17 protein-coding genes and 1 tRNA gene are annotated in these 17,626 nt (G+C 56.2%); 9 read left to right on the top strand and 9 right to left on the bottom strand.

Annotation, left to right across the window (positions count from 1 at the left end):
* The first annotated feature begins 1 nt into the window (after position 1).
* The 5 genes from ilvN (at position 2) to G8770_RS11775 (ending at position 5,647) form a co-directional block, all read left to right on the top strand.
* Entirely contained in the window at positions 2 to 493 is a 492-nt protein-coding gene (gene ilvN / locus G8770_RS11755) for an acetolactate synthase small subunit (RefSeq protein ID WP_167186646.1), read from the top strand.
* Between the two features lie 164 nt (positions 494 to 657).
* Entirely contained in the window at positions 658 to 1,854 is a 1,197-nt protein-coding gene (locus G8770_RS11760) for a methyltransferase (protein WP_167186649.1), read from the top strand.
* Between the two features lie 277 nt (positions 1,855 to 2,131).
* Positions 2,132 to 3,484, top strand: a complete 1,353-nt coding sequence (locus G8770_RS11765; protein WP_167186652.1) for an MFS transporter — start codon at positions 2,132 to 2,134, stop codon at positions 3,482 to 3,484.
* Positions 3,485 to 3,992: 508 nt separating this feature from the next.
* A complete protein-coding gene (ssb, locus tag G8770_RS11770; RefSeq protein WP_167186655.1) occupies positions 3,993 to 4,649 on the top strand; it encodes a single-stranded DNA-binding protein in 657 nt (218 codons plus the stop codon).
* A gap of 83 nt (positions 4,650 to 4,732) precedes the next feature.
* The gene (locus tag G8770_RS11775) at positions 4,733 to 5,647 is read left to right on the top strand and encodes a sugar nucleotide-binding protein (protein ID WP_167186658.1); all 915 of its coding nucleotides are present in this window, start codon (positions 4,733 to 4,735) and stop codon (positions 5,645 to 5,647) included.
* A 190-nt stretch (positions 5,648 to 5,837) separates the two neighbouring features.
* Here the strand turns inward: G8770_RS11775 and G8770_RS11780 are convergent, their stop codons facing one another.
* From G8770_RS11780 to fabA, 3 genes are all read right to left on the bottom strand, one after another.
* Positions 5,838 to 6,563, bottom strand: coding sequence for a helix-turn-helix transcriptional regulator (locus G8770_RS11780; protein ID WP_167186661.1), 726 nt, complete (start codon positions 6,561 to 6,563; stop codon positions 5,838 to 5,840).
* 264 nt (positions 6,564 to 6,827) lie between these two features.
* On the bottom strand, positions 6,828 to 8,045 hold the full coding sequence (fabB, locus tag G8770_RS11785; RefSeq protein WP_167186663.1) for a beta-ketoacyl-ACP synthase I: 1,218 nt from the start codon (positions 8,043 to 8,045) through the stop codon (positions 6,828 to 6,830).
* 82 nt (positions 8,046 to 8,127) lie between these two features.
* Positions 8,128 to 8,652: a 3-hydroxyacyl-[acyl-carrier-protein] dehydratase FabA gene (gene fabA / locus G8770_RS11790; protein ID WP_167186988.1), complete on the bottom strand. Its 525-nt coding sequence runs from the start codon at positions 8,650 to 8,652 to the stop codon at positions 8,128 to 8,130.
* A gap of 294 nt (positions 8,653 to 8,946) precedes the next feature.
* Between fabA and galU the strand changes: the two genes are divergently transcribed.
* Positions 8,947 to 9,777: a UTP--glucose-1-phosphate uridylyltransferase GalU gene (galU, locus tag G8770_RS11795; protein WP_167186666.1), complete on the top strand. Its 831-nt coding sequence runs from the start codon at positions 8,947 to 8,949 to the stop codon at positions 9,775 to 9,777.
* 12 nt (positions 9,778 to 9,789) lie between these two features.
* Entirely contained in the window at positions 9,790 to 11,139 is a 1,350-nt protein-coding gene (locus G8770_RS11800) for a phosphohexomutase domain-containing protein (RefSeq protein ID WP_167186669.1), read from the top strand.
* Positions 11,140 to 11,238: 99 nt separating this feature from the next.
* On the opposite strand, the gene G8770_RS11805 is transcribed toward G8770_RS11800, so the two are convergent.
* The gene (locus G8770_RS11805) at positions 11,239 to 12,528 is read right to left on the bottom strand and encodes an NAD(P)/FAD-dependent oxidoreductase (RefSeq protein ID WP_167186672.1); all 1,290 of its coding nucleotides are present in this window, start codon (positions 12,526 to 12,528) and stop codon (positions 11,239 to 11,241) included.
* Between the two features lie 335 nt (positions 12,529 to 12,863).
* Between G8770_RS11805 and G8770_RS11810 the strand changes: the two genes are divergently transcribed.
* Entirely contained in the window at positions 12,864 to 13,427 is a 564-nt protein-coding gene (locus G8770_RS11810; RefSeq protein ID WP_167186675.1) for a phosphoribosyltransferase, read from the top strand.
* A gap of 156 nt (positions 13,428 to 13,583) precedes the next feature.
* Positions 13,584 to 13,670: transfer RNA gene (locus tag G8770_RS11815), tRNA-Leu, on the top strand.
* A 131-nt stretch (positions 13,671 to 13,801) separates the two neighbouring features.
* On the opposite strand, the gene G8770_RS11820 is transcribed toward G8770_RS11815, so the two are convergent.
* From G8770_RS11820 to G8770_RS11840, 5 genes are all read right to left on the bottom strand, one after another.
* Positions 13,802 to 14,500, bottom strand: a complete 699-nt coding sequence (locus G8770_RS11820) for an RES domain-containing protein (protein ID WP_167186678.1) — start codon at positions 14,498 to 14,500, stop codon at positions 13,802 to 13,804.
* Entirely contained in the window at positions 14,500 to 14,949 is a 450-nt protein-coding gene (locus G8770_RS11825) for a hypothetical protein (protein ID WP_167186680.1), read from the bottom strand. The genes G8770_RS11820 and G8770_RS11825 overlap by 1 nt, the downstream gene beginning before the upstream one ends.
* 103 nt (positions 14,950 to 15,052) lie before the next feature.
* Positions 15,053 to 15,346 (bottom strand): hypothetical protein, encoded by a 294-nt coding sequence (locus tag G8770_RS11830; RefSeq protein WP_167186683.1) that lies wholly within the window; start codon positions 15,344 to 15,346, stop codon positions 15,053 to 15,055.
* A 410-nt stretch (positions 15,347 to 15,756) separates the two neighbouring features.
* Entirely contained in the window at positions 15,757 to 16,839 is a 1,083-nt protein-coding gene (locus G8770_RS11835) for a Gfo/Idh/MocA family oxidoreductase (protein WP_167186686.1), read from the bottom strand.
* A 108-nt stretch (positions 16,840 to 16,947) separates the two neighbouring features.
* Entirely contained in the window at positions 16,948 to 17,592 is a 645-nt protein-coding gene (locus tag G8770_RS11840; RefSeq protein ID WP_167186688.1) for a TetR family transcriptional regulator C-terminal domain-containing protein, read from the bottom strand.
* Positions 17,593 to 17,626: the final 34 nt, after the last annotated feature.

The following is a 17,626-nucleotide window of genomic DNA, read 5'->3' on the forward strand; positions in this document are numbered from 1 at the left end:
GATGAGACGTATTATTTCTGTACTCATGGAAAATGAGCCAGGCGCCTTGTCGAGAGTGGTTGGTTTGTTTTCCCAGCGCGGTTACAACATCGAAACTCTCACCGTCGCGCCTACCGAGGACGAGACGCTGTCTCGCCTGACCGTCACCACCATCGGCGACGATCACAAGATTGAGCAGATCACCAAAAACCTCAACAAGTTGATCGATGTGGTCAAGCTGGTGGACCTGACCGAGGGTCAGCACATCGAGCGCGAGCTGATGCTGATTAAGGTAAAGGCCTCCGGTGCTCAGCGTGCGGAGATCAAGCGCTGTGTGGATATCTTCCGCGGCCAGATTATCGACGTCACCAGCACGGTGTACACCATTCAGATCACCGGTGCGAGTGACAAGCTGGACGCGTTTGTGCAGTCGGTTGGCGATGCGGCGATTCTGGAAGTGGTGCGCTCCGGCGTGTCGGGCATTTCCCGCGGTGAGAAGGTGTTGAGCCTCTGATCGTGCGATCACTGGATCAGTCTCCAATCCCGTGACGTTAGCGCCACGTTAAAAAGCCCGGCCCAGTGCCGGGCTTTTTGTTGCGAGGCTTGCGGGCGACCGCTGCCGTTTGTGAAAGGCGGGTGTTGGTTGCGCATTCAACGACGCCCATAGATACTCTTGTTATGCTCGAACTTCCCTCTTATCAAGCCTGGTTTGCGGAACTGGACGCCCTGCTGGTGGCCCATCGACCGTGGTGGCAGTTTCGCCCCTTTCATCAGCAGAGCATGCCGTGGGAGGCGTCTCACCCCGAGCTGGCGCGAGCGCTGCTGGCGCTGACTGACGACCAGCTGCGCGCACTGGACGCAGCCCCTGAAGTGTTGGCGACGTGGCTGCAGCCGTGGATCAGCGGGGGAAAGCGCTTGCTGGAATTGTGTCAGTTGCCAGCATCGCCGCAGCGTGGGCTGGAGATTCCGCAGCGTCTGGAGGTCTCTGTGCCGGGCCGTAAATGGCAGCAGGCCTGTCACTTCGTGGCGGCGCGTCCGGCTTCCGCCAGGCCGCTGCTGGAGTGGTGCTCCGGCAAGGGCCATTTGGGACGTTTACTGGCGTCTGTCGACGGTTGTGCGGTGACCAGTTTTGAGTGGCAGCAGAGTCTGTGTGACGCCGGAACACTGCTGGCGCAGCGCCTGGGCATCGGGCAAACCTTTGCCTGTGGCGATGCGTTTGCTCCGCAGTCCGGGCAGTGGCTTGCTAGGGATGGGCAGGCCGTTGCGCTGCACGCCTGTGGCGATTTGCACGTCACCCTGATGCAACACTGGGTAGCGCAGCGGGGGCACAGCTTGACGGTGTCCCCCTGCTGCTATCACCTCATCCGTACGCCACAGTATCAGCCGCTGTCGTCTTCGGCGCAGGCCTCGGAGCTGCAATTGGAGCGCTCTGATTTGAGCTTGCCGCTGCAGGAAACGGTTACCGCGGGCGAGGGCGATCGGCGACGGCGGGAACAGGAGTTGCTGTGGCGCTTGTCGTTTGATGAGTGGCAGCGCGAGCTGCGAGGTGTAGATCGTTACCTGCCCGCACCGGCGTTGCCGCGCCGTTATTTGAGTGGCACGTTTACTGAATTTTGCAAAGCCGTGATGGCGCATCATCAGCTTGACTGGCCGGGAGGCGCGGTTGCGGATCATTGGCTGCAGCGGGGACAGCAGCGTTTAGCGTTGGTGACGCGCATGGAGTTGATCGCTCATTTGTTTCGGCGTCCCCTGGAAATCTGGTTGGCCCTGGACCGGGTGCTGTTTTTGCAAGACAGTGGCGCAACCGTGACCTTGAGCGAATTCTGTGAGCGTGCGCTGACCCCCCGAAACCTGATGATCCACGCCGAACGTTGAGGCGGGGAGGGCGACCAATGTCGATGACTCACGGCCGCTCAGGGTGCGGGGGCGGGCCGGTCAGCGGTGCTGTTCTGTACAGGCTTCGGTGGCCAGGGGGGGAGTGTTTGGCCGGCGGAAAGCTCTCTGCCCAGAAAAGACTGATCGGTCATAAAGGCCGACCAGGGCAAGGCCGAGTGATTTGCCCTCTTTTGTGTTGCGGTGCCCATCATTCGGGTGCTGTCAGGCGCTATATCCGGTAAAATCCCTCGCTTTGTTAATCATCAGGAAAAACTCAGTGACTCCCTCAGCCGCCTCTTTTGAACGACGCACGGTAGCTTCATTAGCCAGTCTGTACGTATTTCGGATGATGGGGTTGTTCATGGTGCTGCCGGTGTTGGCGCTCTATGGTGAGGATTACGCGGGCAGTACCCCGTTCTTGCTGGGGCTGGCCCTGGGGGCCTATGGGTTGACCCAGGCGGTATTGCAGATTCCTTTTGGGATGCTGTCCGATCGCTGGGGGCGCAAGCCGGTGATTGCCCTGGGATTGATTATTTTTGCCGTCGGCTCGGCGATAGCGGCCTCCGCAGACTCGGTGTACGGATTGATTCTGGGGCGCGCGCTGCAGGGGGGGGGGGCCATCGCCAGTGCCATTATGGCGATGGTGGCGGATCTCACCAGTGATGAAAGTCGCACCAAAGCCATGGCCACCATCGGCGCCTCCATCGGCGTGTCCTTTTCCGTTGCCCTCGTGGCCGGGCCAATACTGGCCGGGCTGGGCGGCCTCGCATTGATGTTTTGGGTGACTGTGGGCCTGGCGGTCATTGGCTTGTGGATCTTGTTTCAATGGGTACCAACCCCGGTGGCCACAGCGCGTCATCGCGATGCCGGTACCGTACCGAAATTGCTCGGCGCCACGATCCGCAACAAAGAGCTGTTGCGACTCAACTGGGGCATTTTTACTTTGCATTTTGTCCTGATGGCGTCCTTTTTGGTGATGCCGGCCATTCTCGAAAGCCAACTCGATATTTCCCGCAATCAACACTGGATGGTGTACCTGCCGCTATTGGTGTTGGCGTTTGTGGCTATGGTGCCCTTCATCATCATCGCAGAAAAAAAACGCAAAATGAAATGGGTGTTTGTGGCGGCGGTGGTGTTGTTGGGCGCGATGATGGGGGTGATGGCGCTGGAGCAGCATCAGCGTGTCGGTTTTATGGTTGGCCTGTTTTTCTTCTTCATGGCCTTTAATTTACTAGAGGCCACGCTGCCGTCCCTGATGAGCAAGCTGGCTCCCGCGGGGGCGAAAGGTACGGCTTCGGGAGTGTATGCCACCTGTCAGTTTCTGGGGGCGTTCTGCGGCGGCACGGCGGGTGGCTGGCTGTTGCAGAGCCAGGGAGTGACCGCCGTGTTTGGGTTGTGCGTTGTCATGATCGGCCTGTGGGTGCTGGTGGCCTCAACCATGCGTTCTCCCCGCTACCTGAAGGGTTTGCAGGTACCGCTGGCGGCCGAGCAATTTTCTCGCGCCAATGAAAAGCTGTCCAGCTTGCCGGGTGTGGTGGAGGTGGTGCTGATCAGGGATGAAGCTGTGGCCTACCTGAAAGTGGACCCGGAGTTTTTTCGCCGTGACAGCCTGGCCGGGATCGAGTGGTAAACGGAAGGGGTTGAGTGTCACGGTCACCTGCGATGGCGGGCGTTCCATAAGCCTGCGTTGAAGGCTTGTGTGTGCAACCCGCTGAAGCGCTTTATTAAAACCCGCCGAAGCCCTTTGTCAAACTCACTGAAGCTTCATACATTCTGTTGAAATGTACACAAGAGCATGCGCTGGATCCCCGCGGGGGCTGGCTGTTGAGCCTTGGCTGGTGTAAGCTCGTGGTTTCGCCTTTTCCCGGTTAACCTTTCTCCGACAAGAGTCATATTCACCTGTTGTTTCGTGGTTAGCGGGCTCCCTGATGGAGGTCCCCGGCACAGGGCCAGAGTCGCTTAGGCTGTGGCCAGGCTGACTTGGGTTAAAGCGTTTGCGCTTTGATCGAAGGGGTAACGTCTTTTGAAGATCCTTGGGCTGGCTGCTCGGGGCTCAATGGGGTTAAAGGCAGTACACATTTGTTTTATATGAGGGCCCCGCCTGTGGGCCCATGCAAAGATCTTAGGAGAGTAGGGTTATGGCGCGTGGCGTAAACAAAGTGATCTTGGTGGGAAATGTTGGCCAGGACCCTGAAATGAAGTACATGCCCAGCGGCAATGCCGTCACCAACATCAGCATTGCCACTTCTGAGAGCTGGAAAGACAAGCAGACCGGGCAGCAGCAGGAGCGCACGGAATGGCACCGGGTGGTGTTCTTCAACCGTCTGGGCGAGATTGCCGGTGAATACCTGCGCAAAGGGTCAAAAGTCTATGTGGAAGGTTCACTGCGTACCCGCAAATGGCAGGGGCAGGACGGCCAGGACCGTTACACCACCGAAATTGTGGCCAATGAGATGCAGATGCTCGACAGCCGCGGCGACTCCAATGGTATGAACCAGGGGGGCATGAATCAGGGTGGCTACGAGGGAGGCTACGCACAAGCAGCCCCTCAGCAAGCTTATCAACAGCCTGCGCAGCAGCCCGCACCGCAAATGCCACCGCAGGGGATGCCGCAAGGTATGCCCCAGAATGCACCTCAGAATGGGATGGGTCAGGCACCGGCACATCAGCCGCCAGCGCATCAGCCCCCGGGGCAGCAGCCGGCTCGCCAGCCCCAGGCAGCTCCGCGTCAGGCTCCAGCGGCACCCCAGCCTGCACCGGGGTTTGATAACTTTGATGACGACATTCCGTTCTGAGGAGCGGCATCGAATACAAGCGCCGCTCGCTGCCATCAGTGAGCGGTTTGGCGGAGTCAACCTGACAGAGTCTCGCGTTTTTTGTGGCTAGGAAAATTCTCATCACCGACGCCTTCTCCTCAGTGGGAAGAGCCATCTACAGCGTTTTTCAAAGCAGCGCCTATGCGGTATTGTCGCCGCCGTTAAACAGTCTTGATTGGACCGATGTGGCGTCTGTGCAACAGTATCTGGTCGACAACACTGTGGACGTGGTGATCAACACGGCCGGCTGGAATGAAGCCCCAAATAAAGACCAGCAGCTGACGCTGGTGCAAGCGGCCACGGCCCTGGCAACTGCGGCCCCAGAAGCGGGCTGTGTGGTGATTCACCTGTCCAGTTACCGTGTGTTTGGGGGGGAAAATAAATCCTCCTACGACGAAGACGATGTGCCTGTGCCTTTGAACGCTGCCGGGCAGGCGTTTTTGGACGCCGAGCGGGCTTTTGAGGCGCGCATGGAGCGCTACCTCTGTGTGCGGGTCAGTTGGGTGCTGGACATCATCGGGGAGTCGATCTTTTGGCGTTTGTTGAAAGATTTAACCAGTGAGGGGCCAGAGCTGGAAATTACCCATCAGCGCCGCGGAGCCCCATTGAGCTCCGCGGAAATTGGCCGAGTGATACTGGCAATGACCCACCAAATCCTGTGTGGGGCGGAAAACTGGGGGGTGTTTCATTTGGCGTCTGGCGACCCCTGTTCTTCGGCCGATGTTGCGGAAGCGGTCAGTGACATTCTGCAGCGCGAGCAGTTGCTCAAGCGCCAGTGGCGGGTAGAAACCTTATCCGAAGAACAGTTGGCCAAGCTGGGGGAACCCGACAGTGCGGCTCTGACCGTGCGACGCTGTCGGGATAACTTTGGCTATCAAATTTGCAGTTGGCGCCAGGGGCTAACCGGCCTGGTACGAGCCTGGCTGGTGCAACAGCGTTTGCTGCCGGAAAAAGCCGCCCCCAGCAAGATTACCTGAAACTTTCAACGGGCTGGTGTGACTCTTCTTCGGGTTAAACGGTTTGATGCTCGCCACTCGCCACTCGCCACTCGCCACTCGCCACTCGCCACTCGCCACTCGCCACTCGCCACTCGCCCAAGGTGAATTGCGCAGCCAGAGAAGGCACCCTGGGGTGGCCTCTGAATAGCCTGCACCCTGCGGTGGCCACTCAGCCAACCGTCAACTGATCCAGTAAACCGTAGTGATCCCTCAGCCAATTGCTGGCTTCCAGACGGGAGTTCACGCCAATCTTTTTGTAGGCATTGTAGAGGTGGCTTTTGATGGTGTGCTCGCTCAAATTGAGCCGGTCCCCCATGGTGGCGTTGCTCTGTCCGGCGTAAATCCCCTCAAGTACGTGCATTTCCCGAGGGGTCAGTTTGACGGGCAGGTTGATGACCATGGAGTGGGTAGGGGTTCTCCGGCGGCGTGACAGAAAGTCGTAACACAGCTGCCGCGGCAGCCAGAGACCGTGCTGTCGAATGGCCCTTAGGCCCTCAAACAATTGAGGCCTCAGGGCGTGGGCGTAAAACAGGCCTTTGATTTGCGGCCATTCCATCAGTTGCTCGTGGGCGGATTCACGCTCGACATTAATCAGCGCGCAGAAAAAGTCGTGGTGGTCATTTTTGTTGTGTAAGTAGGTTAGCCACTGCTGTAAATCCACTGCCGAAATCTCATGGCAGTCAAAAATCATCAGTTCGCGCAGACTCAGCGTGCTGGGGTGTGTGGCCAGTTGGCAGGGCAGTTTCAGGGCCTGCTGAATCTCTTGCGACAGCAGAATGTTATCGATACTGCGAACCGGTGAATACAGGCACAGGCGTTTGAGGTCGTCGGGGGAAAGCGAGGGGCGAGCAGCGGACTTGATGGGCCGTTGCGATTGAGGCGCAGAATAGGGCATCGGTAAACGCTCCGTGTTTGTCGATGATTGTGTTTCGAGCATCCTTGTCGAAGTCTGCAGGTTAGGTCTGGCGCGGCGGCAAATCAACCCTTGGTGTGCACTATTGCAGTGAATTTGCAGTTTTTACGCCTCACTTCATACCTTGTTATGGGATAAAGAGTGCTTATGGAGCGCATCGCAGCTTGAGTGGGAAAAGCCGGGCATAAAAAACCCAACACAAGGTTGGGTTTTTATGAAGCGGTAGTCACCGAGGTGCGTCGATGATCAGTCTTCGTAGCGCTGGAACACCAGGCTGGCGTTGGTGCCGCCAAATCCGAAGCTGTTCGACATGACGCGATTCAGGCGCACCCCGTCCTGACGCTGGGTGACGATATTCATGTTGGCCGCTTTTTCGTCGAGGTTTTCGACGTTGGCAGAGGCACAGATGAAATCGTTTTCCATCATCAGCAGGCTGTAGATGGCTTCCTGGACACCCGTGGCACCCAGAGAGTGGCCGGTTAGCGACTTGGTTGAGCTGATGGGCGGCGTTTGTTCGGGAAAGACTTCGGCGATGGCTTTGAGTTCAGCCAAATCACCCACGGGAGTACTGGTGCCGTGAGCGTTGATGTAGTCGAGTTCGCCGTCGACATTCTGCAAGGCCTGGCGCATGCAGCGGGCGGCGCCTTCACCGGAAGGGGCTACCATATCGTAACCGTCTGAGGTGGCACCATAGCCAACCAGCTCGGCGTAAATTTTGGCGCCACGGGCTTTGGCGTGTTCCAGCTCTTCGATCACCAGGCAGCCACCGCCGCCGGCGATGACAAAGCCGTCGCGATCAGCGTCATAGGCCCGGGAAGCTTTGTCGGGGGTGTCGTTGTACTTGGTCGACAGGGCACCCATGGCGTCAAAAAGTGCGGTCAGAGTCCAGTGTTCCTCTTCGCCGCCACCGGCAAAGACGATGTCTTGCTTGCCCAGCTGGATCAGCTCCATGGCGTTACCAATGCAGTGGGCACTGGTGGCACAGGCGGAGGAGATGGTGTAGTTGACACCCTTGATTTTGAACGGGGTGGCCAGACACGCTGAGGTGGTGCTGCTCATGGTTTGGGTGACGCGATAGGGGCCCACTCGTTTGAGGCCTTTTTCGCGCAGGATATCCGCAGACTCCACCAGGTTTTTGGAGGATGCGCCGCCGGAGCCCATAATGATGCCCGCCCGCTCGTTAGACACCTGCTCTTCGCTGAGAGCGGCGTCGGTAATGGCCTGCTCCATGGCGATATAGGCGTAAGCGGCAGCTTCACCCATGAAGCGAAGAGTCTTACGGTCTATCAGCTCTTTCAGGTCGATATCAATGCTGCCCGCAACGAGGCTGCGGAATCCCATTTCCTGATACTCGGGTTGATATGAGATTCCGGAGCGCCCTTCTTTCAGGGCGTCCAGGACAGTATTTTTATCGTTACCGAGGCAGGAAACAATGCCCATGCCAGTAACCACAACGCGTTTCATAAGCTTCCTCTATGCTGTGTCATCTTCTCTGATTTAAGACTTTTGGGGCTCAGAGCCGGTAGAGTTTAGACAGGTAAAACTCTTAAAAGTTATCTGTGCTCTGGAACAAACCGACACGCAGGTCTTTGGCGGTGTAGATTTCCCGACCGTCCACACTGACGCTGCCATCGGCGATGCCCATAACCAGTTTGCGCTCAATGACGCGCTTCAGGGTGATGCGGTAGGTCACTTTTTTGGCCGTTGGCAACACCTGCCCGGTAAATTTCACATCGCCGGAACCCAGTGCACGGCCTTTGCCTTCATTACCTTTCCAAGCAAGGAAGAAGCCAACTAATTGCCACATGGCATCCAGGCCGAGGCAACCGGGCATGACCGGGTCGCCAGGAAAGTGACATTCAAAGAACCAAAGGTCCGGGTTGATATCCAGTTCGGCGACGATTTCACCTTTGCCAAATTCACCGCCATCAACGGTGATGCTGGTGATGCGATCAAGCATCAGCATGTTGGGGATAGGCAGCTGGGCATTGCCTGCACCGAACATGCGGCCATGGCCACATTCCAGCAGGTCATCGCGGTTATAAGCGTTCTTTCTGTTGGATACATCCATCATAAGGTTTTTGGCTCTACAGTCGTAAGTCAGGTGGCCGCCAATACGCAGCCACAAAGGGAGCCCATTCTACCGGTTGTTGGTAGCATGTCTAGACTGATTGGTCATCAGGAGGCTGGTATTTCGGCCACGCGGCTTCCTGATAATCGCCAAGCTCCGCAGTAGGGGCAAAATATCACTGCTCCAGGGGGGGCGTTCTGCGATTGGCCGGCAAATTGCAGGTTAAGTGTAGTATCCTTAAGGCATTCTACAATGATGTTAGAGTGCACCAAAATACAGCAAGGAAATGGTTATATGATCAAAAAATGTCTCTTCCCCGTTGCCGGTTATGGCACGCGCTTCCTTCCCGCCACAAAATCCATGCCCAAAGAAATCCTGCCAATTGTGAACAAGCCTTTGGTGCAATATGGGGTTGAAGAAGCCATTGAGGCCGGGTTGGTCGACATCGGAATGGTCACGGGTCGGGGTAAGCGCTCTATCGAGGATCACTTTGATGTGAACTACGAGCTGGAACATCAGATTTCCGGCAGTGACAAGGAAGAGTATCTGGCCAGCATTCGCGAGGTGATGGATAAAGCGGCTTTCTCTTTTACCCGCCAGGTGGAAATGCGCGGTCTGGGGGATGCGATCCTCAACGGCAAGCGTTTGATTGGTGACGAGCCTTTTGGCGTGGTGCTGTCGGATGACCTGTGCCTGCCCGAAGAAGATGGCGAAGGCGTCATGGCGCAGATGGTGAAATTGTTTAAGCAGTTCCGCTGCAGCATCGTCGCCATTCAGGAAGTGCCCGACGAGATGATTCACAAGTTTGGTGTTATTGAAGGTGAGCAAATCAAAGACGGTTTGTTTCAGGTCACCGGCATGGTGGAAAAACCGGCCCTGGAAGACGCCCCCAGTAACCTGGCCATCATTGGCCGCTATATTCTCACGCCGGACATCTTTGACATCATTGAGGAGACCCCGCCGGGTAAAAATGGCGAAGTGCAAATCACCGATGCTCTGCTGACACAAGCCAAAAACGGTTGCGTACTGGCGTACAAGTTCAAGGGCCGCCGTTTCGATTGTGGCAGTGTGGAAGGTTTTGTGGAAGCCACAAACCACGTGTATGAAAATATTTACAAGGCGTAAAGAAGGTAACGTATGACGGAATTAACGTGTTTTAAGGCTTATGACATTCGCGGCCGTTTGCCGGACGAGCTGAATGAAGATGTGGCCTATCGGGTCGGCCGCGCCTACGCCGAGTTTCTGAAGCCTAACAAGGTGGTGGTGGGGCATGACATTCGTCTGTCCAGTGCCGAGCTCACCGATGCGCTGGCCAGAGGACTGATGGACGCTGGCGTCAATGTGATCCACATCGGTCAGTGTGGCACCGAAGAGATTTATTTTGCGACCTTTCATTTGGGCGTGGACGGCGGCATCTGTGTGACCGCCAGTCACAACCCGAAAGATTACAACGGCATGAAGCTGGTTAAGGAGGGGTCCCGCCCGATCAGTGGTGACACCGGCCTGAACGACATCAAGGCCATGGCTGAAGCCAATGACTTTGGCCCGGTGGGCGAGCGTGGGACTCTGGAGCATCTGGACAATCGGGCGCCGTACATTGAGCACCTGCTGGGCTATGTGGAGCGCGCTGAGCTGAAACCGCTGAAAGTGGTGGTGAACGCCGGCAACGGTGGCGCCGGCATGGTGATCGATGCCATTGAACCCTTCCTGCCGTTTGAATTTATCAAGGTACACCATGAGCCGGATGGCAACTTCCCGCACGGGGTGCCCAACCCGCTGCTGGAAGAAAATCGTCCGCCGACGGAAGCGGCGATCAAAGCACACGGCGCCGATTTGGGCATTGCCTGGGACGGGGATTTTGACCGCTGTTTCTTCTTTGATTCCACCGGACGCTTTATCGAGGGTTATTACCTGGTCGGTTTGCTGGCCGAGACCTTCTTGCTCAAGAGCCCGGGCTCCAAGATCGTTCACGACCCGCGCTTAACCTGGAACACCGAGGCGATTTGCGAAAAAATGGGTGGCGTGGCGATCCAGAGCAAAACCGGACACGCCTTCATTAAAGAGCGTATGCGCTCTGAAGACGCCATTTATGGCGGCGAAATGAGTGCGCACCATTATTTCCGGGATTTTGCGTATTGTGACAGCGGCATGATTCCCTGGTTACTGGTGACCGAATTGATGAGCCGCACCGGCAAGAGCCTGGCGGAGCTGGTGGATGAGTGTATTGGGCAGTTCCCGTGCAGCGGTGAAATCAACAACAAGATTGACGATCCGAAAGCGGCCCTGGCGGCGGTGGAAGCCCACTACCAAAGCAGCGCATCGGAGGTGGATTACACCGATGGCTTGAGCATGAGCTTTGGCGACTGGCGCTTTAACCTGCGCATGTCCAACACCGAGCCGGTGGTGCGCTTGAACGTCGAAACCCGCGGTGATTTTGCGTTGATGGAAGCCAAGCGGGACGAGCTGCTGAAGGTGATGGGGGTTTAAAATCGCCTGAGTTCTGCACCTGAATGAAAAAAGCCAGCGCTGAACCCGCTGGCTTTTTTTTGACCGTATTACTGGCTGCAGAAATTGGAGCGTTAGGGTTTAACGCAGTTTTTCCAGCATTTTGTAGTACCACATGCCGGCCGCCAGGGCCTGATTGCCAAACCATTCATTCAGCGGGATGCGGATATGGTTCATGTTGGCAAAGGCGTCAAACTCGGTCAGGGAGCCGGTGATGGCGTTGGCCATGATCTCACCCATGATGTGGGTGGTGGCGACACCGTGACCGGAATACCCCTGGCAGTAAAAGACGTGATCGGAAATCTTGCCCAGCTGCGGGATCCGGTTAATGACTATGCCCGCCATGCCAGTCCACTCGTATTCAATCTCGACGCCTTTCAGCCGCGGAAAGGTCTTTTCGATGGCGGGGCGCAGCTCATTGGCGACACTTTTGGAGTCGCGGCCGGAATAGTTGGTGCCACCGCCAAACATCAAGCGCTTGTCTGCGGTGAGGCGATAATAGTCGAGCACAAAGCGGCAGTCGTACACGGCCAGATCTTTCGGGTTGATGGCGTTGGCCACCTCGTCTCCCAGGGGCTTGGTGACCAGGTTGCCCAAGGATGCCGGGAAGATCGTGCCCATCAGTTGTTGGCGGGCCAGCTTGTGGTAGGCATTGCCGGCCAGCAAGACTGAATTGGCGGTGACCCGACCCTTGGCGGTGACCACTGCCGGGGTGTCGCCGTGAATGATGTCCTCCACCGGTGAATTTTCAAAGATCACCGCTCCCAGGGATTCAGCCGCCCGGGCCTCACCAATGCACAGGTTGAGCGAATGCAGGTGCATGTTGCGCATGTTCAGCAGGCCGCCATGGTAAATGGGGCTCTCGAGATACTCCGGGATGTCGGCCTTGGTCAGCAGGCTGACTGAGTCACCCATGCCGCGACGGCAGGCTTCCTCGTGCATCGCCTCCAGTTCTGTCATGTGCGAGGGCTTGTAGGCGGCTTGCAGGTGGCCGTGCTTCAGGTCACAGTCGATGCCGTACTTTGCCACCCGTTTTTGAATGATGTCGTGCCCGCGCCAGCGCATGTTCCAGACGAACTCTTCGGCGTCGCCATGGTAGGTTTTGCGCAGTTGTTTGGTCATCGCCTGGTCGCCGGAAAGGCTGCCGGTGACCTGGCCGCCGTTGCGGCCGGTGGCGCCCCAGCCAATTTTATTGGCCTCGATAATGGCGACCTTGAGGCCTTTTTCGGCCAGTTCCACCGCAGTCGCGACCCCGGTAAAACCGCCACCAATAATCGCGACATCGACGCGCAGTTCCCCCTCTAATTCGGGGTAATCGGTTTCGTTGTTGATACTGGCGGTGTAGTAAGAATTGCAGCGCTGTGATGTCATGGGGCACCTGAACGTTGGCGGTGTGAATGTTAAAGTTGAACAATAGTTCGGTATTCTAGCGCCAGGCGGGGGGAGAAGTCTATGCTTTCACCTTCCGCCAAAGTATCAGCGGGTCCCAGCCGGGTCAATGCTGTGAAGGTCAAGCCGCGGCCAGACCGATGCCGGGGGCTAAAGTTAGCGGGGGCGCAGCGTGTCCTTTTACAGACGGGCGCTGCTCCTAATGACGTTATGGGGCGCCCCGGGCTGAGATGCGAGTAAAGTGCATTCGGGTGTATATATTTTCAGCGGTGCGGTTATAATGCGCGCTTTTTCTTCGCCGGCAGAGGGTCCTTAATATGTCCGAGAAGTATTACATCAGTGCCAATGAGTTGTTAAAGGACTCTTTTCGTTTAGCGCTGGAAATCCATAAAAGTGGATTTCAGCCAGATTTTATTGTCGGTGTTTGGCGTGGGGGCACCCCGGTGGGCATCGCGGTGCAGGAAATGCTGCACGTCTGTGGCGTCCACACTGACCACATTTCCATCCGAACCTCGTCCTACAGTGGCATTGCTTCCCGGGGAAAAGACGTACGAGTACACGGTCTGGATTACATCATCCACAACATTAATGCGGAAGACTCCTTGTTGATTGTCGATGACGTCTTCGACAGTGGGCTCAGCATCAAGGCCGTGCTGGACCGGTTGCGGGAAAAATCGCGCCGCAACACCCCGGAAGACATCCGCATTGCCACGCCCTGGTTCAAGCCGGAAAATAACCAGACCGACATCACCCCTGATTATTATCTGCACGTCTCGGACCAGTGGCTGGTGTTTCCTCACGAGCTGGACGGCTTGAGCCGCGACGAGATTATCAAGAACAAGCCGGAGGTGCTGGAGCTGTACGAGGAATACGGTTTGTAATTGCCGCTTTGCAGGGGGATCTTGAGGGGGCATGAGGCCGTTCGCTGGCTTCCGTTAAGAGAGTGATAAAAAAGCCAAAAAAGTGCGGGTAAACGATTGACAAGCCGGCCTCCGATCACTAATATGCGCGTCCTCAACAGGCGATGCCTGTTAAGAGCCCAGGTGGTGAAATTGGTAGACACGCTAGCTTCAGGTGCTAGTGCTCGCAAGGGCGTGGAGGTTCAAGTCCTCTCCTGGGCACCAATTTCAAGTGACTGTTTCAATAACAGTTGCTGATTGAAAAGGCCGATATTCCTTCAACGGAAATCGGCCTTTTTTATTGTCTGCGATTTCTGCCTGTACCTCTGTGAATGACGGTGCGCCTGATGCCGTATCTACCAATCCACAACCCCCACCTTGTGATAATCCAGCACCTCCCAGATTTCATCGCTCGCAAACAACGGCTCGGCGTGTGGGGAGTCTCGATAGGTCGGCTCCGAGACTTTATGCCTTGCGCGTTCAAATAACGCCACACCCATTAACTGCTCAGTGGTTTTGATTTTATAAATAATGCCATCTGGCATGGCCGGGTGGTCCATAAACACCTTGCTCCAGGCCTGGGAAACGGAGTGTTTGCAGCGGTAAATGGAGTCGTCTATTCCGTTCTTCTGCAGTCCATCGGCATGGAGCTTGACCAGCTTCAACGGGGATGAAACGGTGACTTCGGCGCAGGATCGTGTGGTGAGTTCGAGCCGGTCTATGGCGAAGCGGCAATCCAGGTTCTCGGGCAGATTGGGTAGCGGATCTTCCTGTTGGCCATCAATGAGGGTTTGGATCACGGCGCCTTCAACCGAAGTGGAAAAATAACAGACACCGTTTTCAGGCTTATTCCCTGCCAGCCTTTGAGTGATGGTTTTGATCCAGGTGAACAGACTTGAGTGTTGTCTGGGGCAATCAAAACGGTTCAGCCCTGAGGTCTCATAATCTATGGCGTCATGTTTCAGTAGATGAATCCGGTGCAGTGCGGTTCCGGGGCCCAGCAACTCTAAGTCCAGCTCAGCTGCATCCAGATCATCGGGTGGTATTTCAAGCATTAAGTTGCACCGTGGCTCAGATAGGTTTGGGCCGAATCGACCACCTCGTTAATGTAGCCAAATCGCAATGCCTCGACGGGGGTGATGGGGACTTCCAGGCCGAGGCTCATCCTCAGATAGGGGTTGGTCTCCACAAAGAATCTGAGCTTGGTCCAATCGCTATGGATATAAGGCGACCTGCGCAGAGTCACCAGCACTTCGGTCAATCCATCCACCGGATCCGCATGGTAACCGAGCTGCCACAAAGGATACCAAGAGGATCCCGTGCTATCACTCACCCTGAAAACTTTGTAAGTCTGGACTTTATTCGTCAGGCTGCCTTGACTGATTCGCAGATGGTTGGCCATGCTGGCGTGGTCCACTGAGCCGCCGAATTTTTCCAGCCAGTGTTCCGTGACACCTGTGGCTCTCCACATGGCCGTCAATAAGGATTCCTGTTGAGAGTGCATGGCCTACATCCCTTCAATTTAAAGCGTCAGGTCAATAATACCCTTTATGCGGCATTTACATGGTCGTTAACGGTGGGGAAGCGTCTTGCTAAAAGAGTAGACCTTATCGGGCGCCTTGGCATGTAAGGCCAGTGGTTGGGATTGAGGCGCCATGGTTAATGGCATGATTGAAAACGCGGGCAGCATTTGAGAGATAGTTTTTGGTTTCTTCGTTTTTATCGCCGTTGGCAGTGTCGTCGCTTTCATTAGTTCTTGTCGGCGATGAAAGTGCGTCGCCACTTTGCCAGAAACACTGGTGGATGGAAAAGTCGTTCTCGAACTGTGCGTTAAATGAATATTTTTTGATTAAGTCACCGCGCATGATCTCAGCTTCTATGCCGGGATGATTTTCTGTCAAGCGTTGCGAGGCGGCCTAAGTTGCCCTGAGAAAATTGTATTTTTCGACAGCGTTTTTCTTGAGCAGCTGCTGTGATTATGCCTGCTAAAAACTCGGCACAGCTATGCCTGCCCTCGCTACGAAATTCATGAGCGCCAAACCAGTTCACTGGAGACTTTTCGCTATTGAGAGGCATTGCTGAAGCGGGGTTTTATCTGGACCGAGCAAGCCTTGGATTAATGATTGCTGCAGTCTTCGGAGCTGGTCCCTGTTATGACCATGAATTTTTCAGGGGGCAGTGATCAAAACAGCCGCGGCGCCATCATTGCCTAATTGAAAGCGCTGCCGTAAGTGGCTGCTGCATTCATTGCTTCGGGAGCTGACCCATCGGGTATGCCTTCAAGTTGGCAGTTGGTGTCGCTGTTGCGTCACTAGGTCTTGACCAGCGTAACCACCTGTCCGCTTGCCGCAGATTGCTGCGCGGCCTCGACAATCGCCAGCATGCTGGCAGAGTCACGGGGATCCACCGGCGGTCGGGTGCCTTGTCGCAGGGCCTGGGCGACCTGTTCATAATAGGCCAGGTAATGGCCCGGATCGTTGGCAAACTCAGTACGGTCATCACCAATAATCAGGCTGCCACGGGTGCCGATGATATTGTCGTGCCAGCTGGGCTGATCGGGTCTCATGCCGGCTTTTAAACCCGCTTCCTGACCGTCCAGCCCCGTGCTGCAATAGGCCGCGCGGCTGCCCAACACCCGCAAGCGGTGACTGTCATGGGCGGCAACACTGCTCATCCACAGGTGACTGCGCACACCGTTGCGGTGCGTGAGAGCGACGAAGGAATCGTCATCGACGCAAGCGTTGGGGTAGTGTTGATCGAGTTCGGCGTAGACAGTGGTTACCGGGCCAAACAGCGTCAGCGCCTGATCAATCAGGTGGCTGCCGAGGTCATACAGCACCCCGCCGGCATCATCCGCGGACCCGGATTGGCGCCAGCCCGGTTTGGGTTCCGGCCGCCAGCGTTCAAAGCGCGATTCATAGCGGCGTACCTGTCCCAGCGTTCCCTCTGCAAGCAATCGCTGCAAGGTCAGAAAATCGCCGTCCCAGCGGCGGTTCTGATAGGCGCTCAGCAACAGCCCGTTCTGCTCGGCGAGCTCCGCAAGCTCTGTGGCATCCGCGGCAGACACGGCCAGCGGTTTATCCACCACAACCGCCAGTCTGGCATTCAGCGCCTCCAGCGCCAAGGGTTTGTGAGTGCGATTGGGGGACGCAATCACCACCAGATCCAGCTCGTCACGGTTCTGCCACAGGTCTTGTGCCTGAGCGTACACCGTCGCTTGTGGGTAGGTGGCCTGTGCCAGTGCCGCTCTTTCGGGGTTGGCGGTGACGATGGCCGTCAGCTGCAAGCCGCTGGCAGCGGCTATCAAGGGCGCGTGAAAAACCGAACCTGCCAGTCCGAAACCGATCAGCCCGACGCGCAGGGGAGTAGTCTGGGTGGGGTGGTCTGACGGCATGATGTCGTATCCTTAAACGTTTGCTCAAATGGGCCGCCCAATCGGTCGGGGCTGACCGGGCGTGTGGCTGTGACCGACATATTAACAGATGGTGTAGGCAAGCTCTGTCTATTTCAAATGCGACGGCGTTAGCCCACAGCCGAGCATGATGATTTCACACAACTGCTGACTGACGTGCTCGATATACTCTTCGTCGTACTCGGCCTTGTTGATGACGGTCAGTACCTGGCAGTCGAAATCGGCGTAATGTTGTGTCGCGCCCCAGATCAGGAATATCAGGTTGGCTGGATCAATGGGGCGCATTTTTCCGGCTTCGATCCAGGTGTGAATGACCTGGGTTCGGGTTTTGACCCATTCCCGCTGGTCGGTGCGAAGATGTTCCTTGAGCTGCGGTGCCCCCTGGATGATTTCTGTGGCAAATATTTTGGATGCCCTGGGGTGAGTGAAAGACAGTCGAGCTTTAAAGCGAATAAATTTTTCAATAACCTCCGCTGGATCGTCTGCGGCGGTTATATCCTGAAGGCCTGAATTCCACAGGTCGATGATGTTTTCCAGTACCGCGTTGTATAGTGTCAGTTTGTTTTTAAAGTAATAGTGCAGGTTGGCTTTTGGCAGGCCTGCGCGTTCGGCAATTGCCTGGGTGCTGGCACCCTTAAAGCCGTGCAGCACAAATTCCTGTTCAGCAGCGTTAAGGATCTGCTCAATATTGCGCTCCCGGATTTTTCCTGGCTGGTACTTCTTTCCCCGAGTCATAGCATCTTTTTTGGGTTAATTGCGTTTTATGATT

It is taken from the genome of Pseudomaricurvus hydrocarbonicus, from assembly GCF_011602365.1.
GTDB classification, from domain to species: domain Bacteria; phylum Pseudomonadota; class Gammaproteobacteria; order Pseudomonadales; family Cellvibrionaceae; genus Pseudomaricurvus; species Pseudomaricurvus hydrocarbonicus.

What these genes read in the sequence shown, in the direction of transcription:
- G8770_RS11780 (WP_167186661.1), bottom strand. Translation starts at nt 6,563, where the DNA reads ATGCCCTATTCTGCGCCTCAATCGCAACGGCCCATCAAGTCCGCTGCT.
- G8770_RS11835 (WP_167186686.1), bottom strand. Translation starts at nt 16,839, where the DNA reads ATGCCGTCAGACCACCCCACCCAGACTACTCCCCTGCGCGTCGGGCTG.
- fabB (WP_167186663.1), bottom strand. Translation starts at nt 8,045, where the DNA reads ATGAAACGCGTTGTGGTTACTGGCATGGGCATTGTTTCCTGCCTCGGT.
- ssb (WP_167186655.1), top strand. Translation starts at nt 3,993, where the DNA reads ATGGCGCGTGGCGTAAACAAAGTGATCTTGGTGGGAAATGTTGGCCAG.
- G8770_RS11805 (WP_167186672.1), bottom strand. Translation starts at nt 12,528, where the DNA reads ATGACATCACAGCGCTGCAATTCTTACTACACCGCCAGTATCAACAAC.
- fabA (WP_167186988.1), bottom strand. Translation starts at nt 8,652, where the DNA reads ATGGATGTATCCAACAGAAAGAACGCTTATAACCGCGATGACCTGCTG.
- G8770_RS11825 (WP_167186680.1), bottom strand. Translation starts at nt 14,949, where the DNA reads ATGCACTCTCAACAGGAATCCTTATTGACGGCCATGTGGAGAGCCACA.
- G8770_RS11800 (WP_167186669.1), top strand. Translation starts at nt 9,790, where the DNA reads ATGACGGAATTAACGTGTTTTAAGGCTTATGACATTCGCGGCCGTTTG.
- G8770_RS11820 (WP_167186678.1), bottom strand. Translation starts at nt 14,500, where the DNA reads ATGCTTGAAATACCACCCGATGATCTGGATGCAGCTGAGCTGGACTTA.
- G8770_RS11840 (WP_167186688.1), bottom strand. Translation starts at nt 17,592, where the DNA reads ATGACTCGGGGAAAGAAGTACCAGCCAGGAAAAATCCGGGAGCGCAAT.
- galU (WP_167186666.1), top strand. Translation starts at nt 8,947, where the DNA reads ATGATCAAAAAATGTCTCTTCCCCGTTGCCGGTTATGGCACGCGCTTC.
- G8770_RS11810 (WP_167186675.1), top strand. Translation starts at nt 12,864, where the DNA reads ATGTCCGAGAAGTATTACATCAGTGCCAATGAGTTGTTAAAGGACTCT.
- G8770_RS11760 (WP_167186649.1), top strand. Translation starts at nt 658, where the DNA reads ATGCTCGAACTTCCCTCTTATCAAGCCTGGTTTGCGGAACTGGACGCC.
- ilvN (WP_167186646.1), top strand. Translation starts at nt 2, where the DNA reads ATGAGACGTATTATTTCTGTACTCATGGAAAATGAGCCAGGCGCCTTG.